Source organism: Govania unica (assembly GCF_027920805.1).
GTDB lineage: Bacteria > Pseudomonadota > Alphaproteobacteria > Sphingomonadales > Govanellaceae > Govanella > Govanella unica.
The window spans coordinates 274342-297877 of the sequence record NZ_JANWOI010000002.1; the positions used below are offsets into that span (position 1 = coordinate 274342).

Here is a 23536-nt window from a genome sequence, read left to right on the forward strand (position 1 = left end):
CATGGAACGGTCACCACAGGGGGCTCGTTATTCCAGTGTGGCCATTCTATTGCATTGGCTGATTGCGCTGGTGATCATCGGCCAGTTCTGGCTTGGCTTCCATATGACCGGGCAAAAGCCGGGCAGTGCGGAGCAGTTTGCCAATTTTCAACTGCATAAATCCATCGGCATCACGATCCTGATGCTGACGGCCCTGCGTCTGGCCTGGCGGCTCGGGCATCGCCCGCCACCCTTACCGGATCATATGTCACGCTTGGAACGGCGGTTGGCGGTGACGAGCCATCATGGGCTTTACCTGTTGATGTTCGTTATTCCCTTGAGTGGGTGGGCGCTGGTGTCGGCGTCCCCGCTCAAGCTGCCGATCTTGCTTTATAGCCGGTTGCCCTGGCCGCATATTCCGGGGCTTCAGGGCTTTGCCGATCAGAAGGCGGTCGCGGACGGTTTGGGGGAGACCCATGAAATTCTGGCCATCCTGATGTTGCTTCTGTTGCTGGTGCATGTGGCGGCGGCATTGCGGCACCATTTGTTGCTGAAAGATGATATCCTGATCCGGATGCTGCCCTTCGTTGGAAAGCGCGGGCCATGATCGCAAGATTGATGATTGCTGCCGTGATGCTGTGGCCGCTCGCCGCCGGGGCGGCCGAGTGGCGGGTGATTGCCAAAGACAGTCATCTCGGGTTTCAGGGCACTCAGGCCGGGAGCAGCTTTGACGGCATCTTCCCCGCCTTTGACGCCGCGATCCGCTTCGATCCCGACCATCTCGACCAGGCGAGCGTGACCGTCACCATCGATCTCAGCAAAGCCGAAAGCGGCAATGCCGACAGGGACAGTGCGCTTGGCCAGCCCGAGTGGTTCCATGTGAAGACATATCCCACGGCCCAGTTTGTCTCACAAAGCTTCCGCAAAACCGCCGCCGACCAGTATGAGGCCAGCGGCAAGCTGACCCTGAAGGGCGTGACGCACCAGATCGTGCTGCCTTTCACGCTCAAGATCACCGGGGCGGTTGCCCATATGACCGGCGCCGTCACACTTAACCGGCATGACTTCAACGTCGGCGAGGGGCAATGGGGCAGTGACCAATGGGTTGGCAAGGATGTGGTGGTGACTGTGAAGCTGACAGCGGAGCGGGCGGGTAACTAACAGCGGTTTGCGGACGGAGACATGGATGCCCGGGTCAAGCCCGGGCATGACAATTTGGGTATGAGGGCGTTGGGGCCGTATGGGAAGACTAGGGCCCCATGGTGAAGTCCAGGATCCCATGACGATGACCACCATCACCGCCCCCGGTGTCATTGCCGGGCTTGACCCGGCAATCCAGCTTTCTGCCTTGGGGGATTGGCTCGGGTTTTGGGCTATGAAAACCGTCGGGCCTTGGGGGGCGGCATGTTTTCAGCGTCGGCGGGAGGCGATGGGGTTGGCAAGGATGTGACTGTGAAATTGACAGCGGAGCAGGCGGGTAACTAGCAACGGCCTTCGTCCTGAGACATGGATGCCTGGGTCAAGCCCGGGCATGACAATTTGGGGGGAGAGGGCGTTGGGGCCGTATGGGAAGACTAGGGTTCCATGGTGAAGACTAGGATCCTACGACGATGGCCATGATCCCATGACGATGATCATGTCATGAGACGATGACTATAATCCCACGCCAATGATTACCACCAACGACGATAACCACCATCACCGCTCCCTGTCATTGCCGGGCTTGACCCGGCAATCTAGCTTTCTGCCTTGGGGCATTGGCTCAGGCTTTGGGCATGAAAAAACCGTCCGGCCTTTGGGGCGCGGACGGTTTTCTTTTTAGCTTGATCAGTTCCCGAACGTGCGGGACCACCAGCCTTTTCGGGTGTTGTCGCTGCTGGCGTCGCCGACGTCCTTGACCTCGACCGGGGCGCTGGCCAGATGGCGGGCGGCGGCGGGTTGGACTACGGCTTCAGCCGTGGGGGCGAGGGCAGGTTCCGGCTTTGCTTGAGTCGCAGGCGCTGGTTTGGCTTCGGCCACCACGGGTTCGGCCGCAGCTTGAGCTTCCGGGGCTGCTTTCGCGGCCTTGGCCTTGGCCGGAGCCTTTGGTTTGGCTGGGGCTTTTGTGGCCTTGGCCTTGACCGGAGCTTCGGCTGCTTCTTCCGTCTCGGCTTTTTTAGCTTTGGCGGGGGCGCGGCGGCGTGGTTTTGGCTTTTCAGCGCTGTCGGCATCAACCGTCGGGGCGGCTACTTCGACGGCTGTCGGAGCGGCGACTTCGGCAGTGACGGTTTCGACCGCGGTGTCCTTGGCGGCTGCGTCCTTTTTACGGCGCGGGGCACGCTTTGGTTTGGCGGTGGGTTCTTCCGCGACGGCTTCGACGGAGCTTGCTGCAACTTCGGTCACGGCTTCGCTTGTGGCGGGCTCATGTGCTTCGGTGGCGACAGTTGCGGTTTCGGCGGCAACGGGTTCGGCGCGGTGTTCGCTGTCCGTTTCGCCTTCGGCTGTCATCTCGTCTCCGGTGCGGCCACGGCGGCGACCGCCGCGACGGCCACGACGCCGACGGCGGCGCGGCTGATCTTCACCCTCGTGGCTTTGGGTTTCGAATTCGCCCTGTTCGGTTTCGTCGTCCTCGCCTTCATCTCCTTCGGGAGCTTCAGCACCTTCGACATGGACTGTGTGTTGCGGACGGTGATCCTCAGTGCTGTCTTCGGCACCGTTTTCACCATTGCGGCCACGCCGACGCCGGCGACGGCGACGCTTGCGGCGTTCATCCCCTTCGGCGTGGGTTTCGGCCCGACCTTCGCGAGCTTCACGCGAACGTTCGGCCTGCGGCTCTTTGGGAGCCTCATTATCGTCTTCGGCTTCGCCATCATCTTCGGCGCCAACTTCAGCCTCGACTTCGTTGTCTTCCAGCTCGTCCTCGATGTCGTCGTCGTCATCTTCGTCGGGGGCGATGACAAGCGGCTGATCAATGGCGAGGTCAATGATCATTTCGCGCGGGGTGTTGTCGCGCTCGAAGCGGAACTTCGGCGCCATCAAGGTATTGTCGACCTCGATGAACACCTGGAAGCCATAACGGGCTTCGATCTCGGCGATCTGCGGACGCTTGTGGTTGAGCACATAAAGCGCCACCGGACCGGCGAGGAACATATGCACCACCGCCGAACGGCCGCGGATGCCTTCGTCTTCAAGCGAGCGCAGGGCATGGAGAGCCGAGCTTTCGACCGAGCGCACGATGCCGGTGCCTTCGCACTGCGGGCAGCTGTGGGTGCTGGCTTCGAGAATGCCGGGGCGCAGGCGTTGGCGCGACATTTCCATCAGACCGAACGGGCTGATCTTGCCAACCTGAATGCGGGCACGGTCGGCCTTGAGGCAGTCCTTCAGTTTGCGTTCGACATTGCGGGCGTTGTTGCGGTCTTCCATGTCGATGAAGTCGATGACGATGAGACCGGCCATGTCGCGCAGGCGCAACTGACGGGCGACTTCTTCGGAAGCTTCGAGGTTGGTGCGGAGCGCCGTTTCCTCGATATTATGTTCGCGCGTGGATTTGCCCGAGTTGACGTCGATGGACACCAGAGCTTCGGTCGGGTTGATGACGATATAACCGCCCGAGCGCAGCTGCACCACGGGATTATACATCGAATCCAGCTGAGCTTCGACCTGGAAGCGCTGGAACAGCGGCACCCGGTCCTTGTAATTCTTGATCTTTTTCGAATGGCTCGGCATCAGAAGCTTCATGAAGCTTTTGGCTGATTTATAGCCTTCTTCGCCGTCGACGAGAATTTCTTCGATGTCTTTGTTGTAATGGTCGCGGATGGCGCGCTTGATCAGATCGCCTTCCTCATAAATGAGGGCCGGGGCGATGGATTCCATGGTCAACGCGCGGATGTCGTCCCAGGTGCGTTCGAGATAATCGAAATCGCGCTTGATCTCGGCCTTGGTGCGGGAGAGGCCGGCGGTGCGGATGATGCAGGCCATGCCGTCTGGCATATTGAGGTCCGAGAGGATCGACTTCAGCTTGCGGCGATCGGTGGGGTTCGCGATCTTGCGGCTGATACCGCCGCCATGCAGCGTGTTCGGCATGAGGACGCAATAGCGGCCGGCGAGCGACAGATAGGTGGTCAGAGCCGCGCCCTTGTTGCCGCGTTCTTCTTTGACGACCTGGATCAGCAGCACCTGACGGCGCTTGATGACTTCCTGAATTTTATAGCGGCGCTTCAGCTTTTTGGGGCGATGCAGCAGCTCATCCGACAGATCGTCATGGTGGGAGACGATGGCCTCGACTTCATGATTGTCGCCATTTTCATGGTCGTGGTCATGGGCATCGTGGTTGTCGTCGTCGTCATGGTCGTCATCGTGATCATGGTCGTGATCGCGGTCGTAGGCGGCCATTTCGGCTTCTTCAGCCAGCAGCGCCTCGCGGTCTTCGACCGGGATCTGGTAATAGTCGGGGTGAATTTCGCTGAAGGCGAGGAAACCGTGCCGGTTCCCGCCATAATCCACAAAGGCGGCCTGAAGCGAGGGTTCGACCCGCGTCACTTTGGCCAGATAGATATTGCCCTTGAGTTGTTTCTTGGCCGCGGCTTCGAAATCGAAGTCTTCAACGCGGTTGCCCCGGACGATCGCAACCCGGGTTTCTTCCGGGTGGGTAGAGTCGACGAGCATACGAATTGCCATGGATGGTATCTCCGGGAACAGGCCGCGCTGCCCACCGGACCGCTGTCGAACGGACAGGGGTCAGGAGCGCGCTGGCTCTTCCGATTTTGGGGATTGAATGGGGATTGCTGTGAAGCGCAGGGCTCGTCAGGATTTGCACCATCGCGCTTACCGGGCTTATGAAGCCCGGACGCCCAGACGACTTATCGTCTGTGGACATGCCGATTGCCGCCTTTTCGACGGCGCCCTGTCGCATGTCTGCGGTGCAATGTTGAAGACGAGCGTGGTTCATTAAAATTTAAATTTACAATCTTGTGTTTATGGCCGCGATCATAAACATCTGGCGCGACCGGATAAGGCGTCAGATCCGGTGCTCGGCTCAATTCGTCTTGTATCAAGCTCTTACGAAGAGCTTCAGAGGAACAGAGCCCGAGCAAAAATGGACTGACACTGAATGTAACATAGTCTGAGGAAGCGCCGACTGACAAGACGGTTTAATCGGCAGATGCAGTCAAAACTGTTAAACAATCCGAAAACTGCCATCCGGGCCTATGCCGGAGCGGTGGTTTTGATTAAACTCAGATCAAGTTGTTGTGGATGGTTGGGGTTGAACTGACAATGTCTAGGGGGTTTAACCTTCGTTTGGTTGTGAGAGCAGGGCTTTTGGCGACGGTTCTGTCGGTGCTGGGGCTCGTGACGATTTTTTCGTCGGCGGTCGCTTTGACCATTGGCGATGTGCGCATTGGCCAGAATGACGGCAAGACCCGTTTTGTGATCGAGGCCGACGGCGCGCTGCCGAGCACGGCGGTGGTTATGACCGGGCCCGACCGGGTGATCATTGAAATTCCGGCTGCTGATGTGCAGGCACGCTCGGTGAATGGCGGCGGGGTCATTGCGGGCTATCAGTTTGAAGTGGCGGACGGCGGCAAGACCCGGATCATTCTGACCCTCAGAAGCCCGGCGCTGGTGGCGAGCCGGTTCGGCATTCCGCCACGGGACGGCAGGGGGCACCGGTTGGTGATCGATCTCGCTCCGGCGAACCGGGCGGCGTTTGAGGCGGCTCAGGCACCTGCTGCTGCACAAGTTCAGGCTCCGGTTCAGGCACAAGTGCAGGCGCCGCCACCGCCTGTGGCTGCGCCTGAGGTGCCCGGGCCGCCACTGCCGCCGCCGCCGAAACGCGAGGGCGGGGGACGCCGGGTCGTGGTGCTCGATGCCGGTCATGGCGGGCAGGACCCGGGGGCGCGGGCGGTCAACGGCCGCAATGAAAAGGACATTACGCTTGCGGCTGTGCATGTGATCAAGGGCACGCTTGAGGCCACCGGCCGCTATCGCGTGGTGCTGACGCGCAGTACGGATGTCTATATCCCGCTGCGTCAGCGCTTCCAGATCGCGCGCAAGGCGGGGGCGGATCTGTTTATCTCGGTGCATGCCGACAGCTGTCAGGGCTGCAAGGCCAGCGGGGCGTCGGTCTATACGCTGTCTGAAACCTCGTCGGATAAAGAAGCGGCGGCGCTTGCGGCCAAGGAAAATAAGTCCGACATCATTGCGGGGATCGATCTTGGTAGTCAGGAGCCGGAGGTGTCGAGCATCCTGATCGACCTCGCCCGCCGGGAGACCATGAACTATTCCGCCAATTTCGCCACCTCTCTGGTGCGCGAGATGGCCAAATCGGTGCCGGTGCGCGATAACACCCACCGTTTTGCCGGTTTCATGGTGCTGAAGGCCCCGGATGTGCCGTCTGTTTTGTTGGAAATGGGCTATCTCACCAACCCGCAGGATGCCGAGACGCTGTCGAGCCGAAATGGGCTTGAGCGGCTTGGCGGTGCCGTGCTTCGGGCTGTGGACGGCTATTTCCTTAAAGTGGCAACCAATTGAAATAATGTGACGAAAGTCCTGTTTTATCGGGCTTTCGTCTTCATAGCGCCATAATGTTTGGTTATGCTGGCGCGTCTGATCCAGTCCCTTTATGATGGCCGCATGATCGAAATTACACCGGAACGCAGGGAGCGGTCACAACCGCCCCAAAAGCCCAAACCCGAACGCAAGCGCGGTCGCCTGAAATCCATCATCCTCGGCTGTCTGGCGGGCGCGCTCCTGCTTGTGGTGACCGGTGTGATCGGCTTTTTCGTCATGCTGCATCATTACGGGAGCGAGCTTCCGGATTATCAGCAGCTGGAGAATTACAACCCGCCGGTGGTGACCCGGATCTATGCCGGGAATGGCACTCTGTTTGAAGAATATGCCCGTGAAAAGCGGCTGTTCGTGCCCATCGACACCATTCCGAAGCCGGTTATCCATGCCTTCCTCGCGGCTGAGGACAAGGGCTTTTTTACCCATGGCGGGCTTGATTTCTCGGGCATTACGCGCGCGGTCTTCACCAATGTTTACAACAAGCTGGTTGGGCGGCGTCCGATCGGGGCTTCGACCATCACGCAGCAGGTGGCGAAAAACTTCCTGCTGACCAATGAGGTCAGCTATGAACGCAAGATCAAGGAAGCCATCCTCGCCTATCGGATCGAGCGCGCCTTTACCAAGGATCAGATCCTTGAACTTTATCTGAATGAGATCTATCTCGGCGTCGGCTCATACGGGGTGGCGGCTGCGGCTCAGACTTATTTCGACAAGGCGCTCAATGAGCTGACGGTGTCCGAGGCGGCTTATCTCGCGGCGCTGCCGAAGGGCCCGAACAATTATAACCCCTTGCGGCGTCATGCGGCGGCGGTGGCGCGGCGCAACTGGGTCATCGACCAGATGCGGAGCGCGGGCTATCTCGACAAGGCGCAAGCCGAGGCCGCGCAGGCCGAGCCGCTCGTGGCCCATTTCGACAGCAGTCAGCAGCAGTTCCACGCCCATTATTTCGCCGAGGAAGTGCGCCGCGATCTCTATAAAAAATATGGCGAGAAGGGGCTTTATGAGGCCGGGCTTTCGGTCCGCACCTCGCTTGATCCCCGTCTTCAGATGATCGCCTCTCGGGTGTTGAAGCAGGGGCTTGAGAATTATGACCGTCGCCACGGCTGGCGCGGGGCCATCAAGCGCTATGATAGCGACATCATGGCGAATGACGGCTGGGCCAAGGCGCTGACGGGTGAAGCGATCATCCTCGGAGACCCGGAGTGGCGGCTTGCCGTGGTGACGGCGGTGACCGAGGGCGGGGCGCGCATTGGCCTGGCCGACGGCACGACCGGCTTTGTGCCGCTGAGTGAAATGACCTGGGCCCGCAAATGGATGCCCGGAGAGTATCTCGGCTCGGCGGTGACCAAGGTCGCCGATGTGCTTGAGCTTGGCGATGTGGTGCCGGTCGCGCCGGTTGCGGGCGACCCTGGGCATAAGACTTATAGCCTTAAACAGATTCCGGCGGTGGGCGGCGCGCTGGTGGCGGAAGATCCGCATACCGGGCGGGTGCTGGCCATGGTCGGCGGCTTCAGCTATGGCGATACTTATGGGTCGAGCGAATTCAATCGTGCCACCCAGGCGCTCCGGCAGCCGGGGTCGGCGTTCAAGCCGTTTGTCTATGCGGCGGCGCTTGAGTCCGGCTTGACGCCGTCGAGCCTTGTGCTTGATGCGCCGTTCGTGGTCGATCAGGGGCCGGTGCTCGGGCTGTGGAAACCATCGAACTATACTGAGGATTTCTATGGGCCGAGCACGCTCCGGACCGGGCTTGAGAAATCGCGCAACCTGATGACGGTGCGGCTGGCTCAGCATCTCGGCATGAAAAAGGTGGTGGACTATGCCCGCCGCTTTGACATTCAGCCCAATATGCCGCCGACCCTGTCGATGTCGCTTGGGGCCGGGGAGACCACTTTGCTCAAGCTGACCAATGCTTATGGCATGCTGGTCAATGGTGGCAAGAAGATCGAGCCGAGCCTGATCGACCGCATTCAGGATCGTTACGGCAAGACCATCTTCCGGGAGGATGCGCGGGCCTGTGAAGGCTGTGACGCGGCCTGGAATGGGCAGGAGCCGCCGCAGTTGCCCGATCCGCGCGCGCAGGTCATCAAGCCGCAGACGGCCTATCAGGTGGTCTCCATGCTTGAGGGCGTGGTGCAACGCGGCACCGGCCGCAGCGTCGCTGCCGTGGGGAAGCCGCTTGCGGGCAAGACCGGCACCACCAATGACTATTTTGATGCCTGGTTTGTCGGGTTTTCGCCCGATCTTGTGGTCGGGGTGTTCATCGGCTTCGATCAGCCGCGGTCGCTCGGCAAGGGCGAAACGGGCTCGGTCGCAGCCGCGCCGATCTTCCGGGATTTCATGAAGGATGCGTTGAAGGATAAACCCGGCACGCCGTTCCGCATTCCGCCGGGTCTGATGCTGGTGCGGGTCAATCCTCAGACCGGGCAGCCGGTCGGCTATGACGATCCGCGCGGCATTCTAGAAGCCTTCCTGCCGGGGACGGAACCGAATGGCGAAATGACCGTGCTCGACGGATCCACCGGAGAAATGCGCCCGGCGACAGCGACTCCGGACAGCAAGATCAAGGAAGGCACGGGCGGGTTGTATTGAGGCGTGATTGAAGTGTCGCCGTCCGTGAAGTGTCTGGTTCTTGATTGTCATTGCCGGGCTTGACCCGGCAATCCACTTGGCCAGTGCTGCGTGGTTGAGACATGGATTGCCGGGTGGAGCCCGGCAATGACAGAATTAATGAGCCCGGCTATGACAAAACTCTGCCAACCACAAAAAACCATCTGGCCTTTGCTTTCCGGCTTGGATCATTGTAAGACAAAGGCCGTTATTCCTAACTGACAAGAGAGACTCATGCGCGCGGAAGCCCTTTCGCTAGTTGATAAAATCAAGCAGTCGATGGCACTGCTGAGGAGGCATCTTTGACTGGGATGTCGCAATAGACAGACTGGCCGAATTGAATGCCTTTGCTGAAGATCCCAATCTTTGGAACGATCCCGGTAAAGCCCAGAAATTGATGCAGGAACGGACCCGGCTTGACAGCTCGGTGTCAGCTTGGCGGACCCTTGAGCGTGAGCTTCAGGATGCCATCGATCTGATCGAGATGGCTGAAGCCGAAGGTGATGAGGACATGGTCGCCGACGCGGAAAGCTCGCTTCGGGATCTGGCGAAATTCGCCTCGGGGCGGGAAGTTGAAGCCCTGTTGTCCGGTGAGGCCGATGCGAACGACGCGTTCGTTGAAATCCATTCGGGCGCGGGCGGGACCGAGAGCCAGGATTGGGCTTCGATGCTGCTGCGCATGTATATGCGTTGGGCCGAGCAACATGGGTTCAAGGTCGATCTGATGGAGGATCATGCCGGGGAAGAAGCCGGCATCAAATCCGCCACCATCCAGATCAAGGGCCCGAACGCCTATGGCTGGCTCAAGACCGAAAGCGGTGTGCATCGGTTGGTGCGCATCTCACCCTATGACTCGAACGCCCGGCGTCATACGAGCTTTGCCAGCTGCTGGGTCTATCCGGTGGTCGATGACAATATCGAGATCGAGGTTCTGGACAAGGACCTGAAGATCGATACTTATCGGGCATCCGGTGCCGGCGGTCAGCATGTCAACACGACCGACAGCGCTGTGCGCATCACGCATATTCCGTCAGGCATCATTGTGGCCTGCCAGAACGAGCGTTCCCAGCACAAGAACCGCGCCACAGCCATGAAAATGCTGAAAGCGCGGCTTTATGAGCAGGAACTGCAAAAGCGTGAGGAAGCGACCAGCGCGCTTCATGAATCGAAGTCGGATATCGGCTGGGGCCATCAGATCCGCTCCTATGTGTTGCAGCCTTATCAGATGGTCAAGGATCTGCGCACCGGCGTGGAATCGAGCCAGCCTGATCTGGTGCTCGGTGGCGATCTCGACAAGTTCCTGAACGCGGCGCTTGCTGCTCGTGTTCATGGCGGGCCGGAAGGCGGGGTCGAGGATATCGGCTGAGATTTGGTCGGATAAAGGTTGCTTCGCCCGGAATGACGGTTTGGTCATTCCGGGCGAAGTTTTTTGTGGGGGTGGAGAGATGGATTGCCGGGTCGAGCCCGGCAATGACACTTCTAGAGCGTCCGGCAATGGCCATCATAACTGTCATACGCGGGCTTGACCCGCGTATCCATGCATGGTTGGGACGGCAGGGCGGTGGCAAGATGGATTGCCGGGTCGGGCCCGGCAATGACAGTGAATTTAGGCCTTTACGCCATGTGCTTGTGAGGCTGCGGACTGACGTAAATTCTGAATATCTTCGGCGATTTTGAAGAAATTCAGGGGGTTGAGCGGGCGGCCGCCGAACCAGATTTCGTAATGGAGATGCGGGCCGGTGCTGCGGCCGGTGCTGCCGACATAGCCGATGGGGCTGTTGAGGGTGAGCTTTTCTCCGGCTGTCACCAGGATTTTCCGCATATGGCCATAGCGGGTGACGAAGCCGTTGCCGTGGTCGACTTCGACAAACTGGCCGTAGGGGCCGTTCCAGCCGGCTTTTTTGACGATGCCGGGGGCCTGGATCAGGATCGGTTTGTTGAGATCTTTGGGCAGCAGGTCAATGCCGCCATGCATGGCGCCGTGGCCGTTAAAAGGATCGTGGCGACCGCCGAAGCCGCTTGAGATTTCGGCCACTGTGATCGGCGGGATAAAAGGTGTATGGGCGAGAATGGCGTCGATGGCCTTCAGCTCCATACGGCGGCTGAGCAGTCTGGCGACGGGGTCGTCCTGTTCCGAGATATTGGCCAGGTTATGGATGGCGTCATCCATGGTGACGAACGGGCCGCCGGAACCCTTGACGGTTTTGTCGAGGGTGGTTTCAACGGCGGCGACCTTAAGCAGCCGGTCCTTGCTGATACCGGTTTGGCGCAGCACCTTGTCATAGGACCCGAGCGTGCTGTCGGTCAGGATAACCATGCGCTCGGCAATGGTTTTCTGGCGGGCTTCGATCCCGGCCAGGTTGGCTTCGATGGAGGCGAGCGAGCTTGGGTTGTCTTCGGTTGCGCCGGTGAGCCAGGAAAACATGCCGGTCGAGCGTGGTTTTGTGGGCGTCAGGCTCGCCTGCGGGCCGGGAATCGGGATTTCCACGGCAGCGCCTGGCTTGTCGCCATCATGGAGTGCGGCGTTCAGCAGATCCTGACGGGCATCGAGGCGGCGGGCGGTTTCGACCACACCTTGCTGCATCTGGCGCAGCTCGGCATCAAGCGCCTGATAGGAGCGCATCATGTCCTCAAGCCGCTTTTCCTTGGCGGCGAGGGCGGCGTCGCGGTCGAGAAAATGAACCGAGGTCACGCCGACCCAGCAGAAGAAACAGAGAGCGACGGCGGAGGCGATTATCTGGTGACGGGGCGAAAAAGTCAGAAGGCGCACATGTCCATTGGCCCGGAGATATAACTGCCGCTCCGGAAATAGACGTTTCATAAGCGATTTGGTTTTCGCTTTGAGATCTGACACTTGTACGCCTGTCAAAATCGCTCCTCATACTCGTGGAGCACTGCCCCGGAAGCCGGGTATTTCACCCGACGCGCCGGGGTTTGGCAACCCTCCAGTGCTAACCGAGCCGTTCGCGGGACAGAGGTTCGTAAAATTCCTGTGGAAAATCAGCAGCATCGCGGGCGGGAACGTTGAACGGCGGCTTCAAGGCCCCGCGAAAGTTGCGGCGGACAAGATCCTGATAGGTGGTGACCGGGTCAAGCCCCTGTTTTTCGCAGAGATCTCCAAGCCAGCGGCGGCCTGCGGCCACATGGCCGACTTCATCTTCATAGATGATGCGGAGGGTGGCGGCGCTTTCCGGATCTTCGAATCGTTCGAATCGCTCGATCATGTCGGGTGTCACATCAAGGCCGCGGGCTTCGAGCACCAGAGGCACCACGGCGAGTCGGGCCATGAGGTCACCGGCTGTGACCTCCGCCGCCTGCCACAGCCCGTCATGGGCGGGGAGATCGCCGTAAGCTGCGTCGTAAGCTTTGAGGCGGTCGCTCAGCAACAGGAAATGCCGGGCCTCGTCATCGCCGATCTGCACCCAGTCGTCGGCGAAGGCGCGCGGCATCTCGGCTCCGAAGCGGGCGACCATGTCCCAGGCGAGGTCGATGGCGTTCAATTCGATATGGGCGACAGCATGGAGGAGGGCGGCGCGGTTGCCCGAAGTCCCGCCTTGCCGCCGCTTGGGCATGTCGCGGGGGAGCAGCAGTTCCGGACGGGCAGGCCGGGCCGGGCGTGCGGGCGGCGGGGTGGGGAAGGTGAAGCTGAGCGCGCCGGATGCCCATGCGACGGCGGCGGCGCGGCTGAGCTGCGCTTTGGCGGAGGCATCGGCGGTGGTGAGGACGGCTACAGCGGCGTCGCCGAGGGTTTGGGGGAGGTCTGGGTGCACAGGCTCAATCTCGGGCAGGGGGGAGGAAAGGTCTGGATTGCTTCGGCTGCGCCTCGCAATGACAGGTGTAGTTAATTATGGATGCCCGGGCTTGACCCGGGCATCCATGCTCGAAACCAGATGGATTGCCGGGTCAAGCCCGGCAATGACACAACGAATACTCCGTCATTGCGAGGCGCAGCCGAAGCAATCCAGACTGTGGCCGAAGGACGGGGGCTTAAAGCGCCTTCACCGCCGCCAGAACCTCATCGGCATGGCCTTTGACTTTTACGTTGTGCCAGATCTGGCGGATTACGCCTGAGGCGTCGATCAGGAAGGTGGCGCGTTCTATGCCCATGTATTTGCGGCCCATGAAGCTTTTCAGAATCCAGGTGCCGTAGGCTTCGCAGAGCTTGCCGTCTTCGTCGGAAACCAGGGTGATCGCCAACTCATGTTTGTCGGTGAATTTCTTGTGTTTGGCCGGGGTGTCCTTGGAGGCGCCGATGATGACAGCACCGGCGGCGGCGAAGTCCTGGGCTTTGGAAGTGAAGTCGCGGGCTTCGGTGGTGCAGCCGGGGGTGTCGTCCTTGGGATAAAAATAGAGCACGACGGTTTTGCCGTGCAGCGACGACAGGGTCAGCTCGCTGCCGTCGCCGGTGGGCAGGGTGAAATCGGGGGCGGGGCTGTTGATGTCGATCATGGGATTTGTCCTTTGGAAAGTGCCGCTGCCGGAGTTTCGATCAGGGCGTTATAGGCGGCGGTGACGCTGGTCTGGCTGTGGATCAGCCGGTCTTTGAGGGCGGCGAAGTCGATGTCGCCGCTCGCTTTGGCCAAGGCGGATTTAAGGCCGGTCGGGGCATCATCCTCGGTGAAGTCCTTGCCGGTGCAGAGCCGCAACATGCCTTGCACTTCATGGAGGAGATCATAGGCGGGGCGGAGGTCATGGTCCCAGGGGGCGGGGATCAACCCGGCCGCCGCCAGTCGCGAGATGGCCTCGCCGCTTTGTTCGGTGACGATTTCGGGATGGGCCGAGGCATGTTTCAGTTGCAGATATTGCCAGATGAATTCCACATCGACGATGCCGCCCGGGCAATGTTTGATCGACCAGATGTTGCTGGTGCCGAATTCATTGCGCAGGCGTCGGCGCATGTCGGCCACGTCGAGCAGCAGCTTGTCAGCGTCGCGGGGCGCGGTCAGGACGTCGCGGATGACGGTTTCGGTGGCCTCGGCCAGGTTGGTATCGCCGGCCACCAAACGGGCGCGGGTCAGGGCCATATGCTCCCAGGTCCAGGCGCTCGCCTGCTGATAGGCGCGGAAGGCGTCGAGGGAGACGGCGAGCGGGCCGGAGCTGCCCGAGGGGCGCAGCCGCATGTCGACTTCATATAAGCGCCCTTCGCCGGTCATGGCGGTGAGGGCGTTGATATAGGCCTGAGTCAGGCGGGTGTAAAAGACCGGGGCGGTGAGCGACTTTGCACCGTCGGAGGCGGCGTCCTCGGGGGCGTCATAGATGAAGATCATGTCGAGGTCGGAGGTGAAGGAAAGTTCGGCCCCGCCAAGCTTGCCCATGCCGATCACAACCAGACGCCCGCCGGGCAGGCGGCCATAACGTTGGGCGAATTGATCCTCGACCGCGCCGAGCATGACGTTCAACAACACATCGGCGATGCGGGTGAGGGCGGCACCTGCCGCTTCCGCCTCGATCGCGCCGCGCAGGATCTGCACGCCCACATGAAAGCGCTGTTCATTGACCCAGACGCGGCTGAGATCAAGGATGTCCTGATAATCCTTGGCGGCATAAAGGATATCGCGGAGTCCGGCGTCGAGCGTCGGGTGATCGGGCAGTGGGTTGAAAAAGGCCGGGCTTAAAACCGCGTCGAGCAACAATGGGCGGTGGGCGAGTTCGGCGGCGAGCGCCGGGGCCACGCCGAGGATTTCGGTCATGAGGTCCAGTAGCCAGGGGTTGGCCTGAAACAATGACAAAAGCTGCACGCCCGATGGCAGTTTGGCGAGAAATTCGTCAAATTTGGTGACGGCGGCGTCGGGGTCGGTGCTTTCGCCGAGGGTCATCAGCAGACGCGGCAGAATGCGTTTCAGAATCTCCCGCGAGCGGGGGGTGCGGAGCGCGCGGTAACGGCCGAATTCCCAACCGGCGAGGATCTGGGCAATACGGGTGACATCGCTGAAGCCGAATTTGCCAAGCTGGCTTTCCATGGAGCTGCTGTCGTCGATGCTGCTCAGGGACGGTGCGGGTAACGTGTCGCCGTTGTCGCCCCGGTCGGGTTCGAGCAATTGGTCGTAATGACGTTTGACGGTACGCAGATGGTCGAGCATCTCGGTTTCAAGATCGCGGACCGAGTCATAGCCGAGAAAGGTCGCGATATGGGCCACGCCCTCGTCGGTTGCGGGGACCATATGGGTCTGTTCGTCGCGGATCATCTGGAGGCGATGTTCGACCCGGCGGAAAAAACGGTAGGCGGCGGCAAGCTCATGTTCCGTTTCGGGGGTGATCTTGTTGAGGTCGCGCAGCATCTGGAGCGCTTCGAGGGTGCGCGGGGCTTGCAGGCGGCGTTCGCGGCCGCCGGAGATCAGTTGCTGGATCTGGCAGAAGAACTCGACCTCACGGATGCCGCCGCGCCCGAGCTTGACGTCATGGCCCTTCAGGGCGATGTCGCCGTGGCGGTGATGGCGGTGGATCATGCCCTTGATGGCATGGATATCTTCGACCGCCGCGAAATCCAGATGACGGCGCCAGACAAAGCCGCGAATGAGGCTGAGGAAGCCTGAGGCGGCGGCACGGTCGCCAGCCACCGGCCGGGCCTTGATCATGGCCGCGCGTTCCCAGTTGAGCCCGACGCTTTGGTAATAAACCTCGGCCGCGCCGACGGAAATGGCGACCGGGGTCGCGCCGGGGTCGGGACGCAGTTTGAGGTCGGTGCGGAACACATAGCCGTCGCTTGTGAGCTCCTGCATCATGCGCACCAGCTCGCGGGTGACTTTGATATAGCAGTCCTGCGCCGTGCGTTTGCCGATATAGGGGACGATTTCCTCGTCGAAAAACACGATGAGGTCTATGTCGCTCGAATAATTCAGCTCACGCGCGCCAAGTTTGCCCATGCCGAGCAGGAAATAGCCGCTGCCCGCAGCAATATCCGGCGTGGCGGGATGGCTTGCGATGTCGGTCACGCCTTTGGGCGGCGCGATTTCCCCGCGCAGCATGGCGAGTTTCAGGAGATGCGCGGTGGCGAGATCCAATGCACATTCGGCGAAATCGCTTAAGGCGGCGGTGATTTCCTCGACGGTCCAAAGGTCGGCAATGTCGGCGACGGCGATGGCGAGCGCCATGCGGTTCTTGGCCCGGCGAAGTGCGGCCATGACCTGATCTGTGGTGGTGAGGTTCGGCACGTCGGTGCGGAGGTCGCGGCCAAGTTCGTCCACCAGCGCCCGGCTGCCACGCGTGAGAAGATCAAGCGTGAAGCCCACGTCGCGTATGGCGAGACGGCTTAGAAACGGGCTGTTGCCGAAGATGGCATCAAGGATGGCGGAGTCTATTGGTCCAAGCCGGGCGTCTAGGCCAGCGTCATGTAGGCCAGCGTCTTGGGCGGCGCTTTTGAGGTCTTCCCAGCCGTTTTTGAGCGCTGCGGCGTTGAATGGCAGGGGTGGGCTATGGGTTATGGGCATAATGCGGCACATGATCCTGTTGCGGGGCCATAGCTTAGCCAGTTTCAACGCGGTACGCGATGGTTTCGATTTGAGCTTGCGTCCTGATCGGGTAAGTATGATGCGAGCAGATGATGATCGGCCCGATGGCACAAGCCCCCGAATGCGCGGGACCAGCGGGTCAGCCCGTGTATTTTTGAGCCAAGATGACCGACCCCGTTCCACCCGTCACAGATCAGGGAAGCACAGAGCCCGCCGTAGCCACGGCTAGCGGGCGGCATTGGCATGTGTTGCATCTGGTGATGAAGGGGGCCTGGATCAGCCTTGGGCTGGTGCTGGTTCTGCTGATCGTGCTGGTGGTGCGGATCGCGATCGGGCCGGTGTCGCTTGGGCCTCTTGCTCCGTTCCTGAAGGCCGGGTTGAGCGACAGCCGCAGTGACTTGCAGTTTGAATTCGATGATGGCGAGGTGGCCTGGCTCGGGCGTAAGGAGGGGCTGAAGGCTCCGGGGCAGAAAGATCGCCTGCTGCCCGGATTTGAATTCCGTCTTCATAATGTGCGGGTGCGGAACGCGCAGCAGCAGGTTCTGTTGACTGTGCCGGATGCCGCTTTGACGCTGTCGACGACGGCCCTGATCGCGGGCGATATCGCGCCGGGGCGGATCGAGTTGAACGGGCTTCATCTCGCGCTTGACTGGACCAAGGGGGATTTGTTCGCGGCCCTTACCGAGGGTGAAGGCGAGGGCGTTGGCCCGGTGCTGCGGGAGCTTCTGGAGCCGGTGAAGTCCGGAACGACCATCGGTTATTTGCGCGTTATCGGCATTCGCGGCGCGGACGTGCGCCTGCATGAGGCCATGACCGGCAGCGACTGGGCGCTGCGCGATGCGGCGCTGTTGCTGCAACGGTCGACGACCCGGGTCAGCATGCATGCCTCGGGGGCGCTGTTGCGCGATGGCAGCGCGGCGACGCCGGTCGAGATCAGCAGCATCCTTGAGCCCGAGGCCACGGCGACCACCATGGCCATCCGCTTCAAGGACTTCAATCCGTCGCGCTTTGCCGGACAGTCGGAGGCTTTGGCCAAGATCAAGGTGGCCGATATGGCCTTGACCGGGGTGGTCAATCTGACCTTCAAACGCGGTGGCGACGCGGAACTTCAGGCGCTGACGCTGGATCTTGCGGGCGGCGCGGGGGTGGTGACGTTGCCGGATCTTTATCCGGATCCGCTGCGGATCGATGGCAGTTTGCTTCGGGGCAGTTATGCGCCTGAGGCGGGGGTATGGACCATCGCTGAGGCCAAGCTCCGGTTCGCTGGGGCGGAGATCGCCGCGAGTGGAACTTACGGTGCGGATGATCGCGGCCCGGCGCTTGCGATCACGGGCAGCATCAGCAATCTGCCGCTTGCGCAATTGAAGGATTACTGGCCGTCGAAATATGGCAAAGAAGCTCATGACTGGGTTCGGGAAAATCTGACCGCAGGCCGTGCGAGCAAAGCCAGCTTCAAGGTTGCGATCACCCCTGACATGTGGGACCACGCGGGCGGCATGCCGGCGGAAGCGCTGGATCTGCGCTTTGATTTCGATGGTGTCACCGCTCATTATCTGCGCCCGATGCCGCCCATCGTCGATGGCGTCGGCACGGCGCGGCTCAGTCTGCATGAGTTTGAGCTGAAGGCCAGAACCGGCAGCACGGCCGGGGTGACGCTGAAGGATTCGACGATCCGGTTCGATCGCATCCATCTTGATGGCAAGGCCGAGGCGCGGGCCACGCTCCATATGGAGGGCAGCGTTCCGAAGGTGCTGGCACTCATTGACAACAAGCCGCTTGGCTATCCGAGCGCTTATGGTCTGAAGCCTGATTCCGTGCAGGGGCAGAGCCAGACCGATCTGACGCTGAGCTTTCCGCTGATCAAGAATGTCTCACTGGATGATGTCAAATTCGATGTGAAGTCCAGGCTCGATGGCGTTGCCATCCCGGAACTTTTCACTGGCGTGACGCTTCGAAGCGATCATCTTGAGCTTGCGGTGACGCCGACGAACCTGTCGGGCAAGGGCCAGATCAGCCTGAATACTGTGCCTTTCGCGCTCGACTGGGCGGAGAATTTCCTTGCCGGGAAGGGTGCGCTGTCTAGCACGTTCCATTTGAAGGGGCGGGTTGCGGGCAAGGACTGGGACGTGATCAATCTGCCGTTCGCGGAGGTCGTCAAGGGTCCGGCCGATGTGGATTTCACCCTGCGCGGTTCCGGGCCCACGATCAAGCGCGGCGAGGGGCGGATGGATTTCACAGCCGCATCGTTCGGGTTTCACGATATCGGCTGGACCAAGCCCGCGGGCATAGCGTCCGAGGCGCGGTTCCGCTTTGTCAAACCGGCGCCGGACCGGCTGGTGGTACAGGATCTGACCTATAGCGATCCGGGCATGCAGGCGAGCGGGTCGCTCACCACATCGGACGCACGCGGGCTTGAGAAAATGGTGATCGACAGTTTGCGTGCGGGCAGGACCATGCTGGCGGCGACAGTCACACGCAATCCGGCCAATGATTATGATGTGGCGCTGACAGCGGCGACGCTGGACGGGAGTTTCTATATCAACCGGCTGTTGCATAGCAAAGCGGTGGCTGCGGGTGCGGCCGAGCCTGAGATGAAGTTACCGAACTTCACCCTTGATGCCTATGCCGCCGAACTTTATGCCCTTGAAGGCGTGCAGACCCGCAATGTGGAGGTCAAGGCCCGCTATCATCAGGAACGTTGGGGAACCTCGAAACTCAGTGGCGACTATGCTAAGGGCGGACGGTTTCAGTTTGCTCTGGCCGATCCCGAGGACGCCCGTCCGCGCAGCTTTACTCTGATGTCGACCAATGCCGGGGAGACGGCCCATGGGCTCGGGCTTCTCAATCATGCGCTGGGCGGGGTGCTGACGGCCACCGGGACCATGACCGAACCGGGGCCTGAACAGGTGGTCACGGCCTCGATCGAAGCGCGCGATTTCCGTCTGACCAAGGCTCCGGTCTTGACCAAGATCCTGACCATCGGCTCCCTGACCGGCATTCGCGATATTCTGAGCGGCGACGGGGTCACCTTTGAACGTGCCATCGTCCCCTTGACCTTCAAGCATGGCCTTATCCGCGTCGACAATGGCCGTGCCTGGGGGGCGGCCATTGGGGTGACGCTCAAGGGCGAATTCGATATCGACAGCGGTCAGACGGCGGTCGGCGGCACCATCGTGCCGTCCTATACGGCCAATAACGTGCTTGGGAAACTGCCCTTTATCGGCAATCTCATCATGGGCGGCGAGGGCAAGGGGCTGTTTGCCTTTACCTATAACGTCAAGGGCTCGTTCGATAATCCGGATGTGTCGGTCAATCCGCTCGCGGTGCTGACCCCCGGGTTCCTGCGCTGGATTTTCGAGCCCAATCCCAAGCTTAAGAAGCCGAAGGAATCTGAGGCTAAAGCAGAGACCGATGTAGAATGACCGTTGATCTCAGCCGCCGCGCCGTTCTTGCCGGATTGGCCGCCGGGCTGGTGCTGCCGGGGAAAGCCTTTGCCGGACCGGTCGTGCCGCAGCTTTATCTGCAGCGGCTCACGGCGGATATCTGGATGCATGTGAGCTGGATCGATTACGGCGGCACGGCGTTTGGGGCGTCGAACGGTTTGGTGGTGCGGTGCGGCGACCGTGTGGTGCTGGTCGATACGCCCTGTACCGAAGGCTATACGGCAGAGCTGTTAGATCGCATCCGCATGCCGGTGGCGCAGCTTATCATCACTCATGCCCATTCGGATCGCCTGGGCGGCATTGCCGTTACGGAAGATCGGGGCATTCCGTCGCTTATTCATGAGCTGGGGCTGGCCAAGGCCGTGGCGCTGGGTTACCGCGCGCCGAGTGCGACCTGGAACGGGGTCAGTCATCGCCTGACGATCGGCGGGCGCGGGTTCGAGCTGTTCTTCCCAGGCGGTGCCCATAGTTTCGATAACACGGTGGTCTATCTGCCGGACGCCCGGCTGCTGTTCGGCGGCTGCATGGTGCGCGGGGCAGTGGCCGATAATCCGGGCGGGATCGAGTTCGCCGATGTTTGCAATTGGCCACGGGCGCTCATGGCGCTTGAACAGAGATTTCCGAAGGCCCGCATCGTCGTGCCGGGGCATGGCGATGCGGGCGGGTTCGGATTGTTGCGGCATACGGCGCGGCTTGTGGCGCCGCCGTTTCAGGAACGCGGTTGCGTCTAACGCGCCCGTGCCCGTTCGATATTGGGCAGGAAGACGGCCAAAAGCCCGATCATGGGCAGGAAGCTGCAGACCCGATAGACGAATTCAATGCTGGTGGCATCGGCCAGAGCCCCAAGCGCGCCTGCGCCGATCCCGGCCATACCAAAGGCAAAGCCGAAGAACAGCCCGGCCACCATGCCGACCCGGCCGGGCAGCAGTTCCTGCGCATAGACCAGGATGGCCGGAAAGGCCGAGGCCAGCACGAGGCCGATCGGCACCGACAAGGCCAGCGTCCAGAACAGATTGGCGTAAGGCAGCACGAGCGTGAATGGCAGAATGCCGAGAATGGAGACCCAGATCACCTGCCGGCGTCCGATGCGGTCGCCAATAGGTCCGCCAGCAATGGTGCCGACAGCCACGGCGCCGAGAAACAGAAACAGGCTGAGCTGAGCATCGCGGATCGACAGCGCGAAACGGTCCATGAGGTAAAAGGTATAAAAGCTCGAAATGCTGGCGAGATAGAACTGTTTCGAGAAAATCAGCGTGAGCAGAATGGCGATGGTCTTTTGCACCTTGGCGCGCGGCAGGGCTTCACCCGTGTGAGCCGTGCGCTTTCGGGCCTGCGGCGGGTGCTGGGCGCGGTACCAGTTGCCGATGCTGAACAGCAATATAATGCCAAGCAAAGCGGCAAGCGCAAACCAGGCGGCGCCGCTTTGGCCAAGCGGCAGGATGACAAAGGCCGCGATCAAGGGCCCGATGGCTGACCCTGCATTGCCGCCGACCTGAAACACCGACTGGGCAAACCCATGCCGCCCGCCCGACGCCAGCCGCGCCACGCGCGAGGCTTCGGGATGGAAGATCGACGACCCGGTGCCAATCATGGCCGCCGCTATCAGCAACAAGGCAAAGCTATCGGCGTTGGCCAGCATCAGGATCCCGACCAGCGTGAACCCCATACCCACCGCCAGTGAATAATGGCGGGGTTTCTTATCGGTCGCCATCCCCACAAGCGGTTGCAGCAGGGAGGCGGTAATCTGAAACGCCAGCGTGATCAGCCCGATTTGTCCGAAATCAAGGTCATAACGGGTTTTCAGGATCGGATAGAGTGCCGGTAGCAGAGACTGCATCATGTCATTGAGCAAATGACAGAAACTCAGTCCGAACAGCACCGTGAGGGCGGTGTTCTGGATGGCTCTTTGGCTGTCGTCGGCTGTCCGTGCTGCGGCATCCTCACTCACGCGGGCATACTCCTTGGATCATGATCGACTAGAGCTCTACGCTTGCCCGCGGAACTTGGCAAGTAACGCAGGCGCAGGGCAGATATGCGTGAGGTGAGGGGCGGTATCAGAAAAGTTTGTCATTGCCGGGCTTGACCCGGCAATCCATGGAGACGGTGGAAAGATGGATGCCCGGGTCAAGCCCGGGCATGACAGGGAGTATATAGTTGTCATTGCGAGGCGTAGCCGAAGCAATCCAATCAGCGGCCGAAGGAAGAGTCTGGATCGCCGCGCCGCTTTGCGGCTCGCGATGACGGGGTTATCCCACCTGCACCAATGCGTGTTTCTTTTTTCCGGCGCTTAGTTTTATGACGCCGTCGGCGTTTAGCGTGGCCAGGGTGAGGTTGGCGAGTTCGTCTTCGGCTTTTTCGTCGTTGACGCGGATGCCGCCCTGGCGGATGAGGCGGCGGGCTTCGCCTTTTGAGGTGGCGAGGGGGGTGCGGGCGAGGAGGTCGATCAGCTGAATGCCGGCTTCGAGTTCCGCGCGGGGCACGGTGATGGTGGGGAGGTCGCCGCCGAAGGCGCCTTCCTCAAACGTGCGGCGGGCGGTGTCTTCGGCCTGGGTTGCGGCCTGGCGGCCGTGCAACAGCGCGGTGGCTTCGTTGGCCAGGATCTTTTTGGCTTCGTTGATTTCCGAACCGCCGAGGGACTCGAGGCGGCGGATTTCGTCCATGGGCAGTTCGGTGAACAGCGCGAGGAAGCGTCCGACGTCGGCGTCCGCCGTATTGCGCCAGAATTGCCAGTAGTCATAGCTTGGCAGCAGGTCGTCCTTGAGCCAGATGGCGCCTTTGGCGGTCTTGCCCATTTTGGCGCCCGATGCCGTGGTGATCAGCGGCATGGTCAGGCCGTAAAGCGACATGTCATTGAGGCGGCGGCCGAGGTCGATGCCGCTTACGATATTGCCCCACTGGTCCGAGCCGCCGAGCTGCACGGCACAGCCATAGCGCTTGTTCAGTTCGACAAAGTCATAGGCCTGCAGGATCATGTAATTGAATTCAAGGAACGACAGCGGCTGATCGCGTTCAAGCCTGAGCTTGACGCTGTCCATGCTGAGCATGCGATTGACCGAGAAATGGCGGCCCACGTCGCGCAGGAACGGGATATAGGCGAGCTTGTCGAGCCATTCGGCGTTGTTGACCATAATGGCGTCGGTCGGGCCGGTGCCAAAGGTCAGGAACTGGTCGAAGATGGTCTGGATGCTGGCCATGTTGCTGGCGATCATGTCGTCGGTCAGCAGCTGGCGCGTGTCGTCCTTGCCCGAGGGGTCGCCGACCTTGGAGGTGCCGCCGCCGATGAGCACGATCGGCTTGTGGCCCATGCGCTGATAAAGCCGGAGCAGCATGATCGGCAGCAGATGTCCCACATGGAGACTCGCGCCGGTCGGGTCGAAGCCGGTATAGGCGGGGACGATCCCGGCTTCGAAGGCCGCGTCAAGTCCTTCGAGGTCCGTGCATTGATGCAGGTAACCGCGCTCGATCAGGACGTTCAGGAAGTCTGATTTCACCTTTGTCATAGCTTGGGGATGT

General features: G+C 61.0%; 14 protein-coding genes. 7 read left to right on the forward strand and 7 right to left on the reverse strand.

Annotation, left to right across the window (positions count from 1 at the left end; genetic code table 11):
• The first annotated feature begins 1 nt into the window (after position 1).
• Both NYP16_RS06150 and NYP16_RS06155 read left to right on the forward strand, forming a co-directional pair.
• Complete coding sequence (locus NYP16_RS06150; RefSeq protein ID WP_274943242.1) at positions 2-586, forward strand: cytochrome b; 585 nt, start codon at positions 2-4, stop codon at positions 584-586.
• Complete coding sequence (locus NYP16_RS06155) at positions 583-1140, forward strand: YceI family protein (RefSeq protein WP_274943243.1); 558 nt, start codon at positions 583-585, stop codon at positions 1138-1140. The genes NYP16_RS06150 and NYP16_RS06155 overlap by 4 nt, the downstream gene beginning before the upstream one ends.
• A 666-nt stretch (positions 1141-1806) precedes the next feature.
• On the opposite strand, the gene NYP16_RS06160 is transcribed toward NYP16_RS06155, so the two are convergent.
• The gene (locus NYP16_RS06160; protein ID WP_274943244.1) at positions 1807-4635 is read right to left on the reverse strand and encodes a ribonuclease E/G; all 2829 of its coding nucleotides are present in this window, start codon (positions 4633-4635) and stop codon (positions 1807-1809) included.
• Positions 4636-5277: 642 nt separating this feature from the next.
• On the opposite strand from NYP16_RS06160, the gene NYP16_RS06165 reads away from it, so the two are divergent.
• From NYP16_RS06165 to prfB, 3 genes are all read left to right on the forward strand, one after another.
• Positions 5278-6489, forward strand: a complete 1212-nt coding sequence (locus NYP16_RS06165; protein WP_274943245.1) for an N-acetylmuramoyl-L-alanine amidase — start codon at positions 5278-5280, stop codon at positions 6487-6489.
• Positions 6490-6591: 102 nt separating this feature from the next.
• The gene (locus tag NYP16_RS06170) at positions 6592-9114 is read left to right on the forward strand and encodes a penicillin-binding protein 1A (RefSeq protein WP_274943246.1); all 2523 of its coding nucleotides are present in this window, start codon (positions 6592-6594) and stop codon (positions 9112-9114) included.
• Positions 9115-9366: 252 nt separating this feature from the next.
• A protein-coding gene (gene prfB, locus NYP16_RS06175) for a peptide chain release factor 2 (protein WP_274943247.1) occupies positions 9367-10498 on the forward strand; the annotation gives its coding sequence in 2 pieces (ribosomal slippage) (positions 9367-9435 and positions 9437-10498; 1131 coding nt in all).
• A 240-nt stretch (positions 10499-10738) separates the two neighbouring features.
• Here prfB and NYP16_RS06180 read toward each other — a convergent pair.
• From NYP16_RS06180 to NYP16_RS06195, 4 genes are all read right to left on the reverse strand, one after another.
• Positions 10739-11986 (reverse strand): peptidoglycan DD-metalloendopeptidase family protein, encoded by a 1248-nt coding sequence (locus NYP16_RS06180; protein WP_274943248.1) that lies wholly within the window; start codon positions 11984-11986, stop codon positions 10739-10741.
• Between the two features lie 97 nt (positions 11987-12083).
• The gene (locus tag NYP16_RS06185; protein ID WP_274943249.1) at positions 12084-12902 is read right to left on the reverse strand and encodes a ferritin-like domain-containing protein; all 819 of its coding nucleotides are present in this window, start codon (positions 12900-12902) and stop codon (positions 12084-12086) included.
• Positions 12903-13119: 217 nt separating this feature from the next.
• Positions 13120-13581 carry a thioredoxin-dependent thiol peroxidase gene (gene bcp, locus NYP16_RS06190; RefSeq protein ID WP_274943250.1) on the reverse strand — a complete coding sequence of 154 codons (462 nt, stop codon included), beginning with the start codon at positions 13579-13581 and terminating at the stop codon, positions 13120-13122.
• Positions 13578-16559 carry a bifunctional [glutamine synthetase] adenylyltransferase/[glutamine synthetase]-adenylyl-L-tyrosine phosphorylase gene (locus NYP16_RS06195; RefSeq protein ID WP_274943251.1) on the reverse strand — a complete coding sequence of 994 codons (2982 nt, stop codon included), beginning with the start codon at positions 16557-16559 and terminating at the stop codon, positions 13578-13580. The genes bcp and NYP16_RS06195 overlap by 4 nt, the downstream gene beginning before the upstream one ends.
• A 185-nt stretch (positions 16560-16744) precedes the next feature.
• Between NYP16_RS06195 and NYP16_RS06200 the strand changes: the two genes are divergently transcribed.
• Both NYP16_RS06200 and NYP16_RS06205 read left to right on the forward strand, forming a co-directional pair.
• A complete protein-coding gene (locus NYP16_RS06200; protein WP_274943252.1) occupies positions 16745-20002 on the forward strand; it encodes a YhdP family protein in 3258 nt (1085 codons plus the stop codon).
• On the forward strand, positions 19999-20754 hold the full coding sequence (locus NYP16_RS06205; RefSeq protein WP_274943253.1) for an MBL fold metallo-hydrolase: 756 nt from the start codon (positions 19999-20001) through the stop codon (positions 20752-20754). Before NYP16_RS06200 ends, NYP16_RS06205 begins: the two co-directional genes overlap by 4 nt.
• Here the strand turns inward: NYP16_RS06205 and NYP16_RS06210 are convergent.
• Together NYP16_RS06210 and tyrS are read right to left on the reverse strand one after the other, a co-directional pair.
• A complete protein-coding gene (locus NYP16_RS06210; protein ID WP_274943254.1) occupies positions 20751-21971 on the reverse strand; it encodes an MFS transporter in 1221 nt (406 codons plus the stop codon). The genes NYP16_RS06205 and NYP16_RS06210 overlap by 4 nt on opposite strands.
• A gap of 298 nt (positions 21972-22269) precedes the next feature.
• Positions 22270-23523 carry a tyrosine--tRNA ligase gene (tyrS, locus tag NYP16_RS06215; protein WP_279347163.1) on the reverse strand — a complete coding sequence of 418 codons (1254 nt, stop codon included), beginning with the start codon at positions 23521-23523 and terminating at the stop codon, positions 22270-22272.
• Positions 23524-23536 lie beyond the last annotated feature (13 nt).